Source organism: Sinorhizobium sp. 7-81 (assembly GCF_030124405.1).
GTDB lineage: Bacteria > Pseudomonadota > Alphaproteobacteria > Rhizobiales > Rhizobiaceae > Sinorhizobium > Sinorhizobium psoraleae.
This window is the reverse complement of sequence record NZ_JASKLT010000009.1, coordinates 179,250-197,290: the sequence shown is the minus strand read 5'-3', so window position 1 is coordinate 197,290 and position 18,041 is coordinate 179,250. Positions and strand designations below refer to the sequence as shown.

The following is an 18,041-nucleotide window of genomic DNA, read 5'->3' as shown; positions in this document are numbered from 1 at the left end:
GAGGGTGAGAATTTGTCGACAACCAGCTTGAAACGGCATTCGATCGCATGGTGCGCATTTACCGTAGCGTGCGTCTCGCTTGTTGCCGGATGCCGGTCATCAGCTCCCGAGCCGCAGAACATGGCCCGAACCAGCCTGCAGACTGCGCCCGCCGACCTGCAGCTCATCTGCGCCAATGCCGTCGTGGCGCAAGCCGGCGGCGCCAGGGTTCTGCCGACGAGTTCGCGCCAGCTCGATGCGACGAGCTACAGCGTCGACGTCGACGCCGGCGGCCGCAAGTTCAACTGCGTCGTCGACAGCAGCGGCGGCGTCAAATCCGTCCAGCCCGCCTAATGGGCGCAAAAACCGGGATGCCGATTTGCCGCGTCTATGAGCAACAGCAGGCTGGAACTCCTTCTTCTGCACGCGCTGCCGCTTGATGGCTCGATGTGGAAAGGGCAGATGCATCTTCTGCCGGGCTCCACTCATGCGCCGACGCTCTATTCTTTGGGGGACAGCATTGACGCCTGGGCAGTTGAGGCCCTGAGGTCGGTTCGCGGTACCCGCCTGATCGTCGTTGGCTGCTCGGTCGGAGGGTCCTGCGCTCTCGAGATTGCCGCACTCGCGCCGGATAGGATTGCCGCACTGGTGCTAATCGGGACGAAGGCTCGCCATCGGCCAGATCCGACGCTCCACGTTTCCGCCTTGGAACTGCTTCAAGCAAAGGGCTTGGCGGCGGCATGGGATACCTATTGGGCTTCGCTGTTTTCCGAGTCAGCCAGCAGCCAGGTGATCGACGCCGCAAAAGCCATTGCCTTTCGCCAGCCGCTGCAGGACGTTGCGCGGGGCGTCACGGTGTTTCATACGCGGCCGAGCAGAGAGCACGTTTTGTCGAGCTTGCCGCGGCCGATTGTGATCGTCACCGGCGAAGATGATCGCGCGCCTGGACCTGAGGCCAGCTCAATGCAGGCAGCGCAGGCGCGGCACGGACGCCTGAAGATTGTCCGAAATTGCGGCCATTACGTTCCGCTGGAACAACCGGAATACCTCAACGCCGTACTGCAAGAGCTGATAAGCGACCAACAACGGTCGTCTCCGGAGCAGCATCTTCGTTGACTTGATCGCTTGACGAAAGTCGGCGAACGGGAAGCGCTCTCCCGCTCGCTGCTGTTGTCGCCAAGTTCAGAACATATCGCGTCTGCGGCTTCGTTGGTCGTTGTCCGCCAGGTGCGGCTCGTAAATGCCTCCCCGTGCGGTTCGCCTCCAAGATCGGGCGAGGTCTCCCGGATCGTCATTGATATCGATGACGGCAATCGAGGGTGCTCCATCCGCTGCACATTGTGCGACCCATTGACCGCCGGGACCAACGATTCCCGAAGGAGCAGTCAGGCCACGCCGCGCGAGAACAGAGAAGCTGATCCAATATCTGTTGCTTGCGGCGTGTCCCTGCGTCTCGGCGGCGAAAGCCAAGTCATTGGACGAGCCGCCGGTGGTCGAGAACAAAACACAATCGACAGCAAGCCGCTCATATTCGATGAAAATCTCCGGAAAGTGCGACTCCATGCCCAGCGCGCAGCCGAAGCGGACCCCATCAACCTCGAACGTCACCGGGGTTGAACCCGGCGTATACATAAACAAGATCTTGGTATTTGACAGCATGCGCTCGTCGTAACGCGTCACCACTTCCCCACGATCGGAGATGACATACAGGCTATTGTGCGGCCTGTGAGGTGGGGTGAGTTGGTGCACTGATCCGACGATCGTCCAGAGCCTCAGTTGTCGTGCAAGCTTCCTGGTAGCTTCCAGTTCCTCACGCAGGACAATCCATTCGAACCGGCGCCAATCGGACGTACCGACTTGTTCGGGACCGTTACTGGACATGATGCGCTTGTTAGGGGAGCAGGTCGCGCCTTCGGGAAAATGCACGAGTCTTGCTCCGGCTTCATGCGCCTGGCGCATAAGGCGTCTCATTTCCAGCCCGCTAGCGCGAAGCGCCGCGACGTTGCGAGGATCATCGCAGACAGAGGATTGCGCTACAGCCAAACGCACTGATTTGGCTTCAGGCTTTATATCGTTCGACGAGCTCCGGCGAACGTGCATGAGAGCCGTCGTGTAGGACTCACCTGTTCTAGCCGCGCGGGCGCGTACGCGACGTTTGAAGTTTCCGTTTCGCGTCATTGTCGGGCCTTTCACGTCCCGGACGGCGTTCCCCAGCAACAACGCCCGAAACGATCGGACCAAGACTGCGACCCGAGACAGAAGTCCCTTTGCCTCCGTTTAAGACCGTGCTGGGGAAGGTCCTGGGAGGTTAGGCGTAGGCCACGCCGAGCAGAAGGCTGCCGATGCGATTCTGATTCGTCAACTCCGGGACTGCCCGTCGCAAATATTCCTATTTGATGCTGTCTATACTCAAACGAGTTTTGCGAGAGAAGTATTCCAGATTTAGGTTTGCGGCCGGGCGCCACGCTCCGGCTTTCTCTCTTCATGCAAGTGCCGGTGAAAGCTATTGTGCGTCGCAGAATATCTTTTGTGCGCCGCAAGAATAGCAGTCATATCTTACGGGTACATCGAAATAACATTGTCTATTTCTGCTTTCTCTGGAAACCAAATCGTGTTCTGATGTGTTGGTTGGCGGGAGGAAGCGTAATGACGACGATTCTGCAGCACTTCGCGCTCTTCGATTTCTTCATCCTGGCTGGGATCTGCTTCCTGCTGATCTGCAGCTACTGGGACGAAGGGGAGGCCTGAGGGGCGCACGCAGGCTGGGAAACCTTCCAGACCGGGCGCGGTCCGGCCTTCTTTACTGTTGTTCTGCTGAAATTGGTTTAGCGGCCGACACATGCAGCCAGCGGGTCGGTTCGCCGTCGTAGCCGCCGCCATCCGCTTCGGCGATTTCCAGCTCCGCCCAGTCCTTCTTGTCGAACCGTCGCATCAGCCAATCGCGCGAAGGATAGTTGTAATAGCGCCCAAAGCGATCACGGCCTTCGCCGTTTCCTGCCTTGAAGCTCGCATGAAGTATCCCGCCGGCTTTCAATGCGCGCTGGATGCGGGCAAGCACACCGGCAAGGTCGGCACGCGGCACATGCAGGAGGCATGCTTCCGCCCAGACAGCGTCGAAGACTTCGTGCCATCCGATCTCTTCAAATCGGACGACCTCGACCTGCCGGCCGAGCAGCCGTTCTGCCTCCACCGCGAGTTCCGGCGAGCCGTCGGTTGGCGTCACGTCGAAGCCCCTGGCGAGCATATAGGCGCTGTCCTGGCCGCCGCCACAGCCGAGTTCGAGGATCCTGGCGCCGGGTTCAAGCCTGGCGAGGAACCGATCGAGGCGCGCGACCGGCGCCTTGCGTTCCCGATTTGCATAGGCTTCAGCGTTGTCGCGGTAGAAGGCATTCGTCTCGTCGCTGAGCGGCGGCATCTCATTTCCTTCATCGAAAGTCATGCGTGCCTGATAAGGCGCGCCGTGGCGTAGGACAAGCGCCTCCGGCGTGGCGTGGAAGAGTCTTTCCAGCCCAAGGACTTGGGCTGGCTGGATTCCTGTGACAAGCACAGGAATGAGGAAGCGAGGAGATGCCTTGCAGTACCCCAACTGGCGAAACATGCAGTAGGCGAGCCGCACGCACGTCTTGAACCAATCCCGCGGGGTGAAGAGATCTAGCGCGCGCTCAGCAGGTCATTGAACGTTTTCAGATCGACGTTTCCGCCGCTTAAGAGAATGCCCACCCTCGAACCCGCACAGCGCAGAACGCCCTGCAATATGGCCGCCGCCGCCAGGCAGCCGGTGGGCTCCACGATGATCTTCATGCGTTCGGCGAAGAAACGCATGGTCTCGACCAATTGGGCGTCAGTTACGGTTACGATGTCGTGGACCGTGTGTTTCAGGATGGCGAAGTTGTGATCGCCGACATGGGTGACGATCGCGCCGTCGGCAATGGATTTCGGCGCCGGTATGCGCACGACCTCGCCCTTGCGGAGCGACTGCTGGCCGTCGTTGCCCGCCTCCGGCTCGACGCCGACAATCTTGCACGCGGGTGAGAGCGCGCGGGCGCTGAGCGCGCTGCCGGCGAGCAAGCCGCCGCCGCCAAGCGGCACGACAATGAGATCGAGCTCGCCGACCTCTTCGATCAGCTCCAGCGCGGCGGTGCCCTGTCCGGCAATCACCTCCGGGTGGTCAAAGGGGGGAACCAGGGTTGCGCTGCGCTCGGCGGCGAGGCGTCGGCTTATTGCCTCGCGATCCTCGGTATAGCGGTCATAGAAATGGATTTCGGCGCCATAGGCCTTCGTCGCCGCGATCTTTATCTCCGGCGCGTCCTTCGGCATCACGATCGTTGCCGGAACGCCTTGCAATCTCGCCGCATCGGCGAGGGCTTGGGCGTGGTTGCCGGAGGAGAAGGCGACGACACCGTTGCGCCGCGAAAATTCATCAAGTGCGGCGACGGCGTTGTAGGCGCCACGAAACTTGAACGCGCCGGCGCGTTGCAGGTTCTCCGCCTTGAAGAAGAGAGACGCCTCGGCCATTGCGTCCGCCGTGCGCGATGTCAAGACGGGGGTGCGGTGGGCTGCGCCGGAAATGCGCTCCCGCGCGGCTTCGACGTCCGCAAATGTCGGAACCTTAAGTGAAGCGGATGCTGATGAAGTGTCGATCACGCAAACCTCCCGGCGCTGTCACTACGCATCGAAAAATACCCCTGGCGTCAGCTCGGAATCTAGCACGTCGCGAAGATATCCACGAGCGCTGGCGACGCATCAAAGATCTCACGTTACGTCATCCAAGTCACCATGCGGCAGCGGCCGGTTCGAAAGCCGTAGACGACGAAAAAAGAACTGATTTAGGTCAATAACGTTGACATAAAATGGCGGACATGATCCTGTCGCCGGACAATCGACAAAGAAACGCGGGACGTCGGAAAGCCGCTTCTTCCGTGGTCCCGTTGCAAAGATCTCGAGGAAACTGCCCATGCTGAATTGGGACCATATCTTCGCGACGCGTTCGAGCCGGATGCGCGCCTCCGAAATCCGTGAGCTTCTGAAACTGCTCGATCGTCCTGATATCATCTCCTTTGCCGGCGGCATTCCCGATCCCGAACTCTTCCCCGATGCGGAATTCAAGGAGGCCTACGCCGAGATCTTCGACGGTCCGGCCGTCAGCGCGGCGCTGCAATATTCGGTAAGCGAGGGCTATCGCCCCTTGCGCGAATGGCTGGCCAAGCAGATGGCGGCCCTCGGCATTCCGGCGACGGTCGACAACATCTTCATCACCTCCGGCTCGCAGCAGGGGCTCGACTATCTCGGCAAGCTGTTCCTGTCGCCGAAGGATACCGCGCTCGTCACCTGGCCGACCTATCTCGGCGCGCTGCAGGCCTTCAATGCCTACGAGCCGACCTACGACCAGCTGAACCCCGGCGGCAACCGCACGCCCGAAGCCTATCGCCAGCAGGCCGCGCAGGCCGGCGGCCGGGTGAAATTCGCTTACCTCTCGGCCGACTTTGCCAACCCGACCGGCGAGACGGTTGATCGCGCCGGCCGCGAGCGCGTGCTCGACCTCGCCGAGGAACTCGACATCGCCGTCATCGAAGATGCGGCTTACCAATCGCTGCGCTACGACGGCGAGGCGATCCCGCCCATCCTGGCGCTGGAAATCGCGCGCAAGGGCGACATCAACAGCACGCGCACGATCTATTGCGGCAGCTTTTCCAAGACGCTGGCGCCGGGCCTTCGCGTCGGCTGGGTCTGCGCCTCCGAAGCAGTGATCCGTAAGCTGGTGCTGATGAAGCAGGCGGCGGATCTGCATTCCTCGACCATTAACCAGATGGCGATCTGCACCGTTGCCGAGCGCGGCTTCGACGAGCAGGTGCAGAAGATCCACAGGGTCTACAAGCACCGCCGCAGTGCGATGCTTGCCGCACTCGAAAAATATATGCCGGCAGGCGTGACCTGGACCAAGCCGGAAGGCGGCATGTTCGTCTGGGTGACGCTGCCGAAGGGCACCGACGGTGCCGAGCTTCTGGCGAAATCGATCCAGACGGCGAAGGTCGCCTTCGTCCCCGGCCGCGCCTTCTTCGCCGACGGGTCGGGCGAGAACACGCTGCGCCTGAGCTTCTCCTGCGCCAACGACAAGATGATCGACGAGGGCATCCGCCGGCTCGGCGACCTGATCCGCGGCGAGGTCGCCGAGGCGGCCTGAGCCGGAAGGACAAAGCAAGCACATTTGAAGAGGCCCGGCGGAAACGCCGGGCCTTTCGCTTCCCATCAGAGCGTTTGCCGGTCGGCGGTAGTCGGGCGCCCCGCGGTCGCTCTTTGCTTGCCAGCGGCGGCGATTGGCGGCAAACTTGCAAGCCAGCCCATGCTCTCGCATGACGAGCGAAGCCGGCTGCCATCGTTTCCGATTCATGAGAGTTGTGCAGTAACCGAAAGGGGAGGACTGCCATGACCGATCGAAGCGAACTTGAAAACATCATGCAGGCGATCTACCGGGCGCGGGCCGACAACGACCTCGACGCGTTGATGGCCTATGTTCATCCTGCCTGCAGCTTCCGCATCGCCGGGAGCGATCGCCTCGGCCCGATGGCCCAGAAGATCGAAGGCGGGGATGCCGTGCGCCTCAATTTCAAGTCGTTGATGGACGTTTGGGATCTGTCCAAGGTGGGAACACTCGCGCTTCATGTCGACGGCGAGACGGTTTTCGCACATCGCGCCGGCGAGGTGCGTTTCGTCCCGAGCGATGCCCGCTTCGAAACCGAGTTTGTCGACAAGGTCACCTTCAGGGACGGGCTGATGGTGGAGATCATGGAGTTCGTCGACACGCAGCAACTGGTCGAGGTGGCCACGCCGGTCGGCATGACGGTGCCGCTTGCGAGCTTCGCGGTGACAGAGCAGGCGGGCGGCTGAAATAGCCACGGCGTTCCGGTCGCAACCGAATCATCGACTCGGCGACCTGATTCGTGTGGCGGTCCGCAGGCCAAAACAGATGTTTCCTGAACGTCGGGAGGGCGCCGGCCACGCGCAGGCGCCTTGAAAACGCACGTGCTGAAGCGGGGCTTGCGCCTGCGGCGTTTGACATTTTTGAAGCACACCTCTCTCGTGGTCACCGGCAATGTTCCCGCTCCGGCTGGAAGAGGCCGTGCTTCCGACGCCACGCCGCGCAGCCCGCGTCGAGCCGTTGAGTTTCTTGGGTTTTCGGCATGCCGGCCCTTTCTTTTTGAGGGGGCGTGATATTCCTGTTGTTCAATCCAAGATTGTGAGCTGGCCGCACCATTCCGGGGGCATCGGACGGCAATTGTCCCGTCTCTGTGAGGGGCGTGTGACCGGCCGGGCGCGGGTGATTGTACAAAGCCCACGGAAAAAATCGAGAAAAGCCCCATATTGACGCCTTATTTTCGGGCAGGATCACCGCACCATGATGTGCTGCGTTGCGGCAGGGAATGCTGCGTCGCGTCAAATAACCCCTTGCCTCCAGATCTGTTCGTGCCATGAATAACTGGGGCGCCTGAGAAGGTATGCAACCAGCGGTATGAGTACACAAGCCCTGAGTACACAAGCAGCCCCAGGAAGCTTTCGCCCCGACATCGAAGGGCTGCGCGCCCTGGCGGTCTCCGGTGTCGTGGCCTTTCACTTCGGCATGACCGGTCTGCCCGGCGGCTTCGTCGGGGTTGATATCTTCTTCGTCATATCCGGTTACCTCATCACCAGGCATCTGCAGCAGGAGATCGCGAGGAGCGGCACGGTCAATCTCTGGCGCTTTTACGGCCGGCGCGCCCGCCGCCTGCTTCCGGCGTCATTGTTCGTCATCCTGGCGACGCTGCTTTTCGGCTACTTCGTTCTCGCGCCGTCCGAGCAGCAGTTTTATTCGAAAGGCTCGCTGTTTGCCTCGTCCTACATGATCAACCTGTGGCTCATTCGCTGGGCCGTCGATTATTTTGCGTCGGACGCGTCGAACAACCCGTTCATCCACTACTGGTCCCTCTCGGTGGAGGAGCAGTTCTATCTCGTCTGGCCCGCGCTCCTCCTGGTCCTTGCGCGGTTTCGTCCGGGCAAGCGCGGCCTGTTCCTCCTGCTCGCCGCCGTGGCCGCGGTTTCCTTTGCGCTTAGCTGGCGGGTGACTGCGATTTCCCAGCCCTGGGCGTTCTACTTTTCGCCGCTGAGAGCCTGGGAGTTCGCCGCCGGCGGCCTGGCTTCGATGGCGGTCTCGCAGGAGTGGGCAAGACGGTTTCGCTTTTCGCCCGTACTCGGCTGGCTTGGGCTCGCCTTGATCGCGGCGGCCTATCTGACCGTGACGGAGGATATTCCCTTTCCTGGCTCCATTGCCCTGGTGCCCGTCTTGGGCACGGTGATGGTGCTGCTCAGCGGCGCGCATGAAAGCCGCGCCGGCCCGAGGTCCGTCCTCGCCCTTCAGCCGTTCCAGGAGATCGGAAAGCTCTCCTATTCCCTCTATCTCTGGCACTGGCCAGTCATCGTCTATGCGGGAATCCTCGAGCCGGACCTGACCATCGCCCATCGGCTCCTGTGCCTGGCGCTCACGCTCGTCCTTTCGCTTTTCAGCTATCATTTCATCGAAAATCCGGTGCGCCACAGCGGCTGGCTGGCGGCCAAGACCAGCCGATCGCTCGGTCTCGCCGCGCTTCTCACGGCGACAGGGGCGACGGTTGCCTACGGAAGTGCCACCTTGGCGAGCTTCAACCTCGATTCCGAGCAACGGCAGGTCCTCAAAAGCGCCGAACGGAAATCGGCGGCGCGGGAATTCGATTCGGCCTGCGTGCTCGAGAGGGACGAGATTGCGCCAAGGGCCTGCGAATTCGGCGCCAAGAACCCTAAAAAGACGATCGTTCTCTTCGGCGATTCCCATGCCGACCATTGGTCGACGCCGCTCAAGCGAATTGCCGAGAGCAACGGTTGGCGGCTCGTCACCTATCTGAAGTCGTCATGTCCGGCGGCAAGTGTCACGACTTGGAATTCGGTGTTGGCGCGGGACTATAGCGAGTGCGACCAGTGGAGGAAGCTGGTGCTCGGCGAGATTGCCTCGCTGAAGCCTGACGTCGTGATCCTTTCGCAATATTCGTCGAGCTATGTCCGAAACGACATCAATCACATATCCAGCTACCAGATCGATGTCGGCGCGTGGGCCAAGGGCATCAAGCGCACCGTCGAGACATTGAAAGAGACCGGCAGCGATATCGTCATGCTCCGGGACGGCCCGCTGCACAAATCCTACCTGGACAAATGCGTTGCGCGTGCCCTGTGGCAGGACGAGAACCCCAGCGTTTGCGACACACCGCGCAACGAGGCGGTGGAGGAGACGATCCCGGCGGCTGAACGAAAGGTCGTTACCGAAGTGGGCCATGCGTCCTATGTCGATGTCGTCGACCTGTTCTGCGACAAAACCACGTGTCCCGCGGTGATCGACGGCAAACTGACCTTCCGCGATCGTCATCACATCGCCACGCCCTATGCGGAATCGCTCGCGGCCTCGCTTCAACGGGCGATCTTCGGCGAGACGATCGTCGGCGCGATCCGGAACAAGTAGGCGGCGGCGGTGCAGTGAGCCGAGTGTGGCAGCCGCATGGCCGCGCCGCGGGAGAGTCTTTTCAGCCCAAGGACTTGGGCTGGCTGGATTCCTGTGACAAGCACAGGAATGAGGATAGGACGAGAAGTCTTGCCGACGAGGCTGAAGCTGGCTTCTGTCGTGCACTGTGACGTCTCATGAGACGCGCGGCGCTGTAGTCGTCTAAAACCCCGGTTTGGCGCCTTCTTCCTCGCTGATCCGGCCATCCACGAGATGGATGCGCCGATGCATGCGGGCGGCCATTTCGAGGTCATGCGTGACGGCGACGACCGTCTTGCCGCGCTCGTTGACGAGCGCTTCCAGGATCGCAAACACCTGCTCAGAACTCTTGCTGTCGAGGCTGCCCGTCGGTTCATCGGCGAGGATGAGCGGCGGATCGTTGGCGAGCGCTCTCGCGACCGCGACCCGCTGGCGCTGGCCGCCGGAAAGCTGGTCGGGTCGCTTGTGGAGGTGATCTTCCAACCCGAATGAGGAGAGCAGTGCATTCGCCCGTTCGCGCATCTCGGCGCGGGTGAGGCGGGCGAGCTTGCGCATCGGAATCTCGACGTTTTCGCGCGCAGTGAACTCGGGCAGCAGGAAGTGGAACTGGAACACGAAGCCGATGTTGGCGAGGCGCGTCACGGCGCGCTCCTTCTCGCTCATCGGTTCGGCATCGCGGCCGCGAATTTTAAGCGTTCCCGCGGTCGGCCGGTCGAGCAGACCAAGGAGGTAGAGCAGTGACGACTTTCCCGATCCTGACGGGCCTGTCACGGCGACGAATTCCCGCTCGCCGATCGTGAGCGTGATATCTCTCACCAGCGTGACCGGCACCGCCTCGTGGAGAATACGCGTGAGGTCCGTCGTCTCGATCAGGCTCGTCATGTCGCGCCCCTGATGATGTCGACCGGGTTGAGATGGGCCGCGCGCCGGGCGGGCAGGTAGCCGGCGACCGCCGCGGAGCCGACCGCCGAGGCCGTTGCGATCAGGTAGTGGAGCATGCTCCAGGCAATCGGCAGCCGCGTCATTTCCTGGCCGGTCGCGGCGATTTCGAAGTGCACGAGCGAAAGCGCATAGGTAATGGAAAACCCGAGCATCCAGCCGAGGAGCGAACCCGCGCCGCCGATCGCCAGCCCTTCGAGCACGAAGAGGCGCCGCATGTCGGCTTCCGAGAAGCCGAGCGATTTCATGATCGCGATATCGCGCGCCTTCTCGTGGGTGATGGTCGAGATGATGTTGAAGATACCGAAGCCGGCGACCAGCATGATTGCGGCCACGACCGTATACATGATGATGTTGCGCACCACGAGCGCCTCCAGAATGGATTCGTTCGCTTCCTGCCAGGCAACCGCCTTGTAGCCGAGTTCCGCCTCGACGCGTCGTGCAATCGCGGGGGCGGCATTCGGATCGTCGAGCTTGATGCTGATCCGGTTGATCGCGTTCGGCCGGTTGGAAAGGATCTGTGCATTCTTCTGCAGCACATAGGCCTCGCCTTCGTCACGCGCGGTGGTTCCGGTGTGAAACAGCCCGACGATCTTGAAGTTGCGGGTAAGCCCCTCGGACGATACCGCGGTGATCGTATCGCCAAGCCCGGCGCCAAGTCTCGAAGCCATCGTATCGCCGATCACGACATTATTGCCGCCGGCGGTGAGCGCGGCGAAGCTTCCGTCGCGGAAATCCTCGACGATCGGCGAAACGCTTGCCTCCCTCTCCGGATCGATGCCGATCACCACGGCGCCGACCTCGCGGCCGGAATAGCGGATCACCCCCTCGGCGTTGAGCCTCGCGGCGAACCGTCCCGGGATCCATTCCTCGAGCCATGATTGCGCTGCCGTCGGGTTGATGATGCCGCGGCGGTCGTCGCGCGGCCGCAAGCCGGATATGGCGGCGACCTCGAAGATGTCCTCCGCCGGCTGCCGGCGCGCCGAACGCTGCTCGTCGCTCACCTCGACATGCGGCATGGTATCGACGAGCTGGCGGACGAAATCGTCCTGGCCGCCCTGCATCAGCGCTGCCATCGCAATGGAGAAGCCGACGCCGACGGCCACGCCGATTATCGCGACGAAAGTCTGGCGGCCACGGCCGGCGATGTGGGTCCACGCGATATCGAGGATAAGGTGCATGATGGCCTCAGTTCTTGCCGCCTCCCGCAATGGTCACGCGCGTGCCTTCGGCAAGGTCGGCGGGGAAGGGCGAGATGACCTGTTCCGTTTCCTCAAGTCCCGAAAGAACCTCGACGCCGCCGGTGCCGCGTATGCCGGTCTCGATCTCGCGCAAGCGCACGTCACCGCCCTCGACCACCGCGACCCGGTTGCCGCTGATAGCGCCCGAGGGAAGGATCAACGTGTTCGGCGACTGGCGCACGATCACATTGACATCGGTGGACATGCCGATCCTGAGTGGCGTGTCGTCGGGCAGGCGGAAACGCACGCGGTAGGTCTTAGTCACCGGATCGCCCTTCGGCGTAATGATGTCGACAACCGCCTCCAGTTCCCGCCCGGGAAACGCGTCGGACCGCAACAGCGCCCGCTGACCCACTTCGACGCGCGGGATGTCCTCCTCGTTCACCTCGGCCTCGACGATCAGGGGCTTGGGTTCGCCGACCCAGAAGAGCACGGTGCCGAGCTCCGCGACCTCGCCGATCTCGCCGTCCTGGCGCAGCACCTGGCCGGCGCTCGGCGCGCGCAACACGTAGCTCGCGAGCCGTGCCTGTTGGGCGGCCACCAGCGCCTCCAATTGCGCCACTTCGGTGCGGGCCCTGTCAACCTCCTGCACGCTGACAGTGTTGCGCGCCGAAAGGGCGAGCTTGCGGCGATATTCCTCCCGCGCCAGCGACAGCCGCGCCTGGAGTTCGCCGCGTGTGGCGCGCACCTCCGTGTCGTCGAGGCGCGCGAGCACGTGGTCCTTTTCCACGCGCTCGCCCTCGCAATTGCATTGCTCGACGATGCGCTCGCGCACGGTGGGCGTGACCTTGGCCCAGGTGCGTGGTTCCACGACGCCGCTCGCATAGACGATTTCGGCCGCATCGCCACGCTTAGGCGTCACCACGGTCACGGGCGCCGGACGGGAGACGTACCAGTAAGCCGCCGCACCCGCTGCCGCGGCCATTGCAAGGGCGATCGCATAACGCTTCAATCGCACGAAATCTCTCCACGGAAACCGAATGCCTTGCCTTCAGAGGCTGCGCGTTGGAGTAAACACGCAAAGGATGCACCAGACTTTGATCTGGAGCATGTCTAAAGGCTGTATGCGCTCTAGTAATAGACCGACCGTCGGTCTATTATCAAGTCAATACTTCCACCGCAGGGTTTCGCGCGGGCTCGATACCACGTGTAAGCACGTTGCGCCCCATTCCCAGGACGACCCATGGCTCGAATTATAAAATCGCCGGATGTTCGAACGAGTGAGCTGATCGATTGCGCGCAACGTCTCTTCTTCGAACACGGATACGAGAATACGACGGTCAACGACGTGATCCGGGAGGCGGGCCTGTCCAAGGGCGCCTTCTACCATTACTTCGCGTCGAAGGAGGCGCTGCTGGAGGCGCTTGCCGCGCGAATGGCCCGCCAGAGCCTGGACGAAATGCGGCCGCTTCTCGATGATCCGTCGCTCGACGCCGTCGGTCGCCTGAACGCACTTTTTGCCAACTCGCGGCGCATGAAGGTGGACATGGCCCCGCAATTGAAGAACACCTTCAATGCTCTCTTCAAGCCGGAAAACATCGTCCTCTACCACCGCATCGACGAGGCGTTGACCGCCGTCACCCTGCCGTTCATGACGGCAATCCTGAGGCGTGGCCAAGAGGAGGGAACCCTCGATGCGCCCGATCCCGAAGCGATGGCGCTGATGCTGCTTAACCTCCGACTGGGCGTCGCCAAGGTCATGCACCGCGCCCTGCAGCAGGCGGAAGCTGGCGACGTCGAGAACGCGGCGGCCATGCTCGATAGCTGGATGCAGAGCTACGGTCTGGCCGTGGAGCGGATTCTGAGGCTCTCGGAAGGATCGATCCAGGTCACGGAACCGGGCTTTGCCCGCGCGTTTCTCGCCGCTTAGATCATGATGAGTTGAGACGCGGGATGCGGGCGGAAAACCGCGCACACTTTCCTCATCCCGCTTTAGCTTGCCATTTCGCTCAAGACCCTCGGCGCCGGCGAGCCTGTCCATTCGAAGGTTATCGTGCGGCCCTGGCGGATGTTCTGGATGACGGCGGGGCGGAAGACGGCGAGGCATTCGCCTTCAGCGTGGCGGGCCGAGGGATAGATCACGCCATTGCCGCCCTTGGCTAGGATGGTGCCGGCGAGCGCCTGGCCGGCCGGATAGGCGACCGCCGGATCGGGGTCGAGATAGGCCGCGCCGCGCTCACCGCGCACGTCATGAAAACGGCAGAGGAAGCCGGCGATCAGCTCGCGATAGTGGCCGATGTCGTTGAAATTTCCCGCGTCGCGGAGCGCCCGCGTGCGGTGGAAGATGATCTCCGCCTGGCAGGTCTCGCTCGCCAGCGCCCCGAAGGCGCAATACCAGGCGCCGCGCTCCTCGCCATTGAAGCGATTGCCCGGCGGGCGGGCATGGCAGAAGGCGGCGTTGATCAGCGACCAACCATAGCCGAAGGATTCGTTGAGCAGTTCGGCGGGGCTGACGCCGGAGGGCAGCGCCAACGGGCTCAGCCGCGCCGAGGTCTGCGCCTCCAGCCGGTTGAGAATTTCAAGCTCGTCCCCGTTGTCGCAAAGCGGTGTGACCGCCGGTTCGTCGATATAGGCGGTGGAGATCAGCCGAACCGTGGCGGGATCGGTGAAGTCGATTTCGGGGATCATAGCCCACCGCGCAGGCCGTCGACATAGCGGCGGACGCGGAGCATCGCAGGGATGCCGCCCTCGATCATCGTGGCGACGGGCGTCTTGCCGTTGAAGACCGGGCCGGTATTGACCGATTTCGGCCACTGATAGGTGAGGGGACCGTTGAAGAAGAGGCGCAGTCCCTTGAAGATCCCGACGATCAGGCTTGCGCGCGTCCGCTTGTCCTGGTCGAGCCTGCCCCGGAAGTCGCCGGCCTTCATGCGGTTCCAGGTGGCGATCGGCACGTCGAAGAGTTCGGCAGACTCCTTGTTGGTCAGCTTCCAGAACTCGCAGGCGCGCACGACCGCCTTGACGATGACGGCTTCTTCCTGCTTCGCGGCGCCCTTGTCAGGGACGATTGCGGGCTGAAGGCTGGACATGATCGTCTCCTCTGATTTCCTTGTTCATATCATATGATATAATCCTTGCATTTCAAGGGGCAAACGGCCCACCCGCCTCATTCCTGTGCTTGTCACAGGAATCCAGCAGCGCCGCGTCTGCGGCGCGGGAGACTCCTCGGGATCGGCCTTCGGACTGGCGGCGGGGCCCCCTACAGGATGCGTGTCCGCATTTCGTCCATCTCGAATGCAGGGCTAGGCCACTTCATTCACGGCGCCGACGCGCCGTGCTGGATTCCTGTGACGAGCACAGGAATGAGGTGGGGAAGGGCCGCCAACGCGGCTCGATCGATGCTCGGAGGTGACCGCGTAAGCAAGCTAATTCTGGTGCCGTTCCGGCCTCAAACCTGATAAGTTCAGACTGCGGAACGAGGGGGTTTTGCAATGAAGCGTCGCCTCACAACGATCCTTTCGGCCGACGTGGCCGGCTACAGTCGCCTCATGGGAGCAAACGAGGCGGAAACGCTTGCGGCGTTGACGGCGCATCGCGCGGAGCTGGTGGATACCATGTTGGCCGACCATCAGGGGCGCATCGTCAAGCTGATCGGCGACGGCATGCTGGTCGAGTTCGAGAGCGTGGTCAGTGCCGTCGATTGCGCCGCCAAGATCCAGAAGGAGATGCGTCAGCGTAATTCGGCCGTGCCCATGGACCGGCGGATCGAGTTCCGCATAGGCGTCAATATCGGCGATGTGATTGTCGAGAACGACGATATCTTCGGCGACGGCGTCAACATCGCGGCGCGGATCGAAAGCTTCGCCAAACCGGGCGGCGTCGCCGTATCCGCCGCCGTGCGCGAGCATGTCGGCAACCGGCTCGATCTTGTCTTCGAGGATACCGGCGAGCAGCTATTGAAGAATATCGAGCGGCCGGTACGGGTCTACAATGTCGTTCTGGACGTTCCGCAGACGGCAAACGACCCATCCGGAGCGCCGGCAACGGCGCACAAGCCGTCCATCGCGGTTCTGCCGTTCAACAACATGAGCGACGATCCCGCGCAGGAGTATTTTTCCGACGGCATAACAGAAGACATCATCACGGATCTTTCGAAAATCTCCGGCCTTTCCGTCGTCGCCCGCCACACGGTCTTCGCCTACAAGGGGACGCGGGTGACGGCGCAGCGGGTGGCGGCCGAGCTCGGCGTCAGCTTCCTGCTTGAGGGAAGTGTGCGCAAGGCGGGCCAGCGCGTCCGCATTACCGGGCAGTTGATCGACGGCAAGGATGGACGCCACCTCTGGGCCGAGCGTTATGACCGGGACCTCACGGACATCTTCGACATCCAGGACGAGATCACGCAGGCGATCGTCGCGCAACTGAAGATCAGGCTGCTGCCAAAGGAGAGGAAGGCGATCGAACAGCCCGCCACCGCAAGTGTCGAGGCCTATAACTATTGCCTCAAAGGGCGGGAACTTTTCCATACGATGACGAAGGCATCCCTGCAACACGCCCGGCGGATGTTCACCTACGCGGCGGAACTCGATCCCGATTTTGCACGCGCCTACGCCGGCATAGCGGACTGCGACTCGTTTCTCTGTGGCTTCCATGGCGTGAACATCCCGCCGGAATCCCTGCTCGAGACGTGCGCCAAGGCGCTGGAACTCGATCCCGGCCTGCCGGAGGTGCACGCGTCGCACGGTTACGCGCTCTCTACGATCGGACGCTACGAGGAGGCGGCCGCCGCCTTCGAGCGCGCGCTCGCGCTCGATCCAAACTCTCACGAGGCCCACTATTTCTATGCGCGCCACTGTTTTGTCCGATGCGACTACGAGAAAGCTGTCGAGCACTACGAGCGCGCCGCCGAGATCCGCCCTGACGACTACCGCTCTCCGCTCCTGGCCGGAAACGCGCTGGACCGCCTTGGCCAGCTGGAGAAGAAGGAAAGGTTCATGAGGATCGGCCTTGAGCGCGTGGAGCGGAGCATGGTGCTGCACCCGGAAAGCTCCGATGCCGCCCAACTTGGCGCGTGCACATGCGCAGCCTTGGGCGAACGCGAGCGCGCACTGGATTTAATCGCGCGGGTCAACGCCATCGATCCGGAGGACGCGCGGGCATGCTACAACAACGCCTGCGCCTACGCGCTGCTCGGAGAACACGACCTCGCGATGGAGTTGCTGGAACACTCCCTTCCGCTCGTTTCGCCGGAGCTTCACGCCTGGATCTGGAACGATTCCGATCTCGATTCGATCCGCTCGCACCCGCGCTTCCAGGAGCTTCTGAAGGCGACGCAGTAGGAGCGCTTCACAGCACGTCCGTCAAACATGCGGCCCGAGCAGCGACAGGTCGGCCTCGCCGAGGCGATCCTTCGCCGTCCAGAGCTGGTGCCAATAGGGATAGATGAGCGGCGGCAGGCTGACGGCGTCGAGCAGTTCGCGTTCCTCGTCGGTAAGCTTGAGGCTGGCGGCGGCGAGGTTGTCGCGGAACTGTTCCTCCTTGCGTCCGCCGATGATGACGGAGGTCACGCCCTTTCGGCCGATCGCCCAGGCGAGCGCCACTTGCGCGGGCGAGATGCCGCGCTCGCCGGCGATTGCCACCAGCATGTCGACGATCTTCCACAGCCGGTCCTCGTCGCGGATCGGCGGCTCGTTCCAGCCGGCGAGCTGGCGCGTGCCTTCGGGCGTCTGGTCGCGCCGGTGCTTGCCGGACAAGAGGCCACCGGCGAGAGGGCTCCAGACGAGCACGCCGAGGCCTTGGTCGATCGCGATCGGGATCAGCTCGTATTCGGCCTCGCGGGCTTCGAGCGTGTAGTGGATCTGCTGGCTGACAAATCGGTGGCGATGCTCGCTTGCGCTGATGCCGAGCGCCTTCATGATGTGCCAGCCGGAATAGTTGGAGCAGCCGATGTAGCGCACCTTGCCTTGGTTGACGAGCGTGTCCAGCGCGGCAATCGTCTCTTCGAGCGGCGTCTGGCCGTCCCATTGATGCACCTGATAGAGATCGATGACGTCCGTCTTCAGTCGCTTGAGGCTCGCCTCGCATTCGCTGATCAGGTGATGGCGCGAGAGGCCGCCGTCGTTCGGGCCTGGACCCATGGAAAAGCGCGCCTTCGTGGCAATAAGCACGCCGTTCTTTCGCTTGCCGCCGAGGACATCGCCGATGATCTCTTCCGACGCGCCGGCGGAATAGACATTGGCGGTATCGATCAGGTTGACGCCGGCATCGAGGCAGAGATCGACGTAGCGGCGCGCTTCGTCGATCCCGACATTGCCGACCTGGGCGAACTTGCCGCCGCCGCCGATGGTCATCGTGCCCATGGTGATCGTCGAGATTTTCAGGCCCGAGCGGCCGAGCAGACGGTATTCCAT

The 18,041-nt window shown here is 62.5% G+C and carries 16 protein-coding genes; 7 read left to right on the top strand and 9 right to left on the bottom strand.

Annotated elements, in window-relative coordinates:
* Positions 1 to 42: 42 nt before the first annotated feature.
* Both QN224_RS25265 and QN224_RS25260 read left to right on the top strand, forming a co-directional pair.
* Positions 43 to 333 (top strand): hypothetical protein, encoded by a 291-nt coding sequence (locus tag QN224_RS25265; RefSeq protein ID WP_283978880.1) that lies wholly within the window; start codon positions 43 to 45, stop codon positions 331 to 333.
* A 36-nt stretch (positions 334 to 369) separates the two neighbouring features.
* Positions 370 to 1,095: an alpha/beta hydrolase gene (locus QN224_RS25260; protein ID WP_283978859.1), complete on the top strand. Its 726-nt coding sequence runs from the start codon at positions 370 to 372 to the stop codon at positions 1,093 to 1,095.
* A gap of 66 nt (positions 1,096 to 1,161) precedes the next feature.
* Here QN224_RS25260 and QN224_RS25255 read toward each other — a convergent pair whose 3' ends face one another.
* The 3 genes from QN224_RS25255 to QN224_RS25245 form a co-directional block, all read right to left on the bottom strand.
* Positions 1,162 to 2,157, bottom strand: a complete 996-nt coding sequence (locus QN224_RS25255) for a carbon-nitrogen hydrolase family protein (RefSeq protein WP_283978858.1) — start codon at positions 2,155 to 2,157, stop codon at positions 1,162 to 1,164.
* A 622-nt stretch (positions 2,158 to 2,779) separates the two neighbouring features.
* Positions 2,780 to 3,394, bottom strand: coding sequence for a class I SAM-dependent methyltransferase (locus QN224_RS25250; RefSeq protein WP_283978857.1), 615 nt, complete (start codon positions 3,392 to 3,394; stop codon positions 2,780 to 2,782).
* Between the two features lie 236 nt (positions 3,395 to 3,630).
* Positions 3,631 to 4,623: a threo-3-hydroxy-L-aspartate ammonia-lyase gene (locus tag QN224_RS25245; protein ID WP_283978856.1), complete on the bottom strand. Its 993-nt coding sequence runs from the start codon at positions 4,621 to 4,623 to the stop codon at positions 3,631 to 3,633.
* A gap of 310 nt (positions 4,624 to 4,933) precedes the next feature.
* Between QN224_RS25245 and QN224_RS25240 the strand changes: the two genes are divergently transcribed.
* The 3 genes from QN224_RS25240 (at position 4,934) to QN224_RS25230 (ending at position 9,496) form a co-directional block, all read left to right on the top strand.
* Positions 4,934 to 6,160: a PLP-dependent aminotransferase family protein gene (locus QN224_RS25240; RefSeq protein ID WP_283978855.1), complete on the top strand. Its 1,227-nt coding sequence runs from the start codon at positions 4,934 to 4,936 to the stop codon at positions 6,158 to 6,160.
* Between the two features lie 242 nt (positions 6,161 to 6,402).
* Positions 6,403 to 6,864, top strand: a complete 462-nt coding sequence (locus QN224_RS25235; RefSeq protein ID WP_283978854.1) for a nuclear transport factor 2 family protein — start codon at positions 6,403 to 6,405, stop codon at positions 6,862 to 6,864.
* 622 nt (positions 6,865 to 7,486) lie between these two features.
* On the top strand, positions 7,487 to 9,496 hold the full coding sequence (locus QN224_RS25230) for an acyltransferase family protein (RefSeq protein ID WP_283978853.1): 2,010 nt from the start codon (positions 7,487 to 7,489) through the stop codon (positions 9,494 to 9,496).
* Between the two features lie 201 nt (positions 9,497 to 9,697).
* On the opposite strand, the gene QN224_RS25225 is transcribed toward QN224_RS25230, so the two are convergent.
* Genes QN224_RS25225 through QN224_RS25215 form a run of 3 tightly spaced genes read right to left on the bottom strand, consistent with a single transcriptional unit; the run spans position 9,698 to position 12,619 of the window.
* The gene (locus QN224_RS25225) at positions 9,698 to 10,396 is read right to left on the bottom strand and encodes an ABC transporter ATP-binding protein (RefSeq protein ID WP_283978852.1); all 699 of its coding nucleotides are present in this window, start codon (positions 10,394 to 10,396) and stop codon (positions 9,698 to 9,700) included.
* Entirely contained in the window at positions 10,393 to 11,634 is a 1,242-nt protein-coding gene (locus tag QN224_RS25220) for an ABC transporter permease (RefSeq protein WP_283978851.1), read from the bottom strand. The genes QN224_RS25225 and QN224_RS25220 overlap by 4 nt, the downstream gene beginning before the upstream one ends.
* Before the next feature lie 7 nt (positions 11,635 to 11,641).
* Positions 11,642 to 12,619 (bottom strand): efflux RND transporter periplasmic adaptor subunit, encoded by a 978-nt coding sequence (locus QN224_RS25215; RefSeq protein ID WP_283978879.1) that lies wholly within the window; start codon positions 12,617 to 12,619, stop codon positions 11,642 to 11,644.
* A gap of 258 nt (positions 12,620 to 12,877) precedes the next feature.
* On the opposite strand from QN224_RS25215, the gene QN224_RS25210 reads away from it, so the two are divergent.
* A complete protein-coding gene (locus QN224_RS25210; RefSeq protein ID WP_283978850.1) occupies positions 12,878 to 13,564 on the top strand; it encodes a TetR/AcrR family transcriptional regulator in 687 nt (228 codons plus the stop codon).
* Positions 13,565 to 13,626: 62 nt separating this feature from the next.
* Here the strand turns inward: QN224_RS25210 and QN224_RS25205 are convergent, their stop codons facing one another.
* Entirely contained in the window at positions 13,627 to 14,322 is a 696-nt protein-coding gene (locus QN224_RS25205; protein WP_283978849.1) for an RES family NAD+ phosphorylase, read from the bottom strand.
* Entirely contained in the window at positions 14,319 to 14,723 is a 405-nt protein-coding gene (locus QN224_RS25200; RefSeq protein WP_283978848.1) for an antitoxin Xre-like helix-turn-helix domain-containing protein, read from the bottom strand. The genes QN224_RS25205 and QN224_RS25200 overlap by 4 nt, the downstream gene beginning before the upstream one ends.
* Before the next feature lie 402 nt (positions 14,724 to 15,125).
* Between QN224_RS25200 and QN224_RS25195 the strand changes: the two genes are divergently transcribed.
* Positions 15,126 to 16,970 (top strand): adenylate/guanylate cyclase domain-containing protein, encoded by a 1,845-nt coding sequence (locus tag QN224_RS25195; protein ID WP_283978847.1) that lies wholly within the window; start codon positions 15,126 to 15,128, stop codon positions 16,968 to 16,970.
* A 21-nt stretch (positions 16,971 to 16,991) separates the two neighbouring features.
* On the opposite strand, the gene QN224_RS25190 is transcribed toward QN224_RS25195, so the two are convergent.
* Complete coding sequence (locus QN224_RS25190) at positions 16,992 to 18,041, bottom strand: aldo/keto reductase (RefSeq protein ID WP_173509945.1); 1,050 nt, start codon at positions 18,039 to 18,041, stop codon at positions 16,992 to 16,994.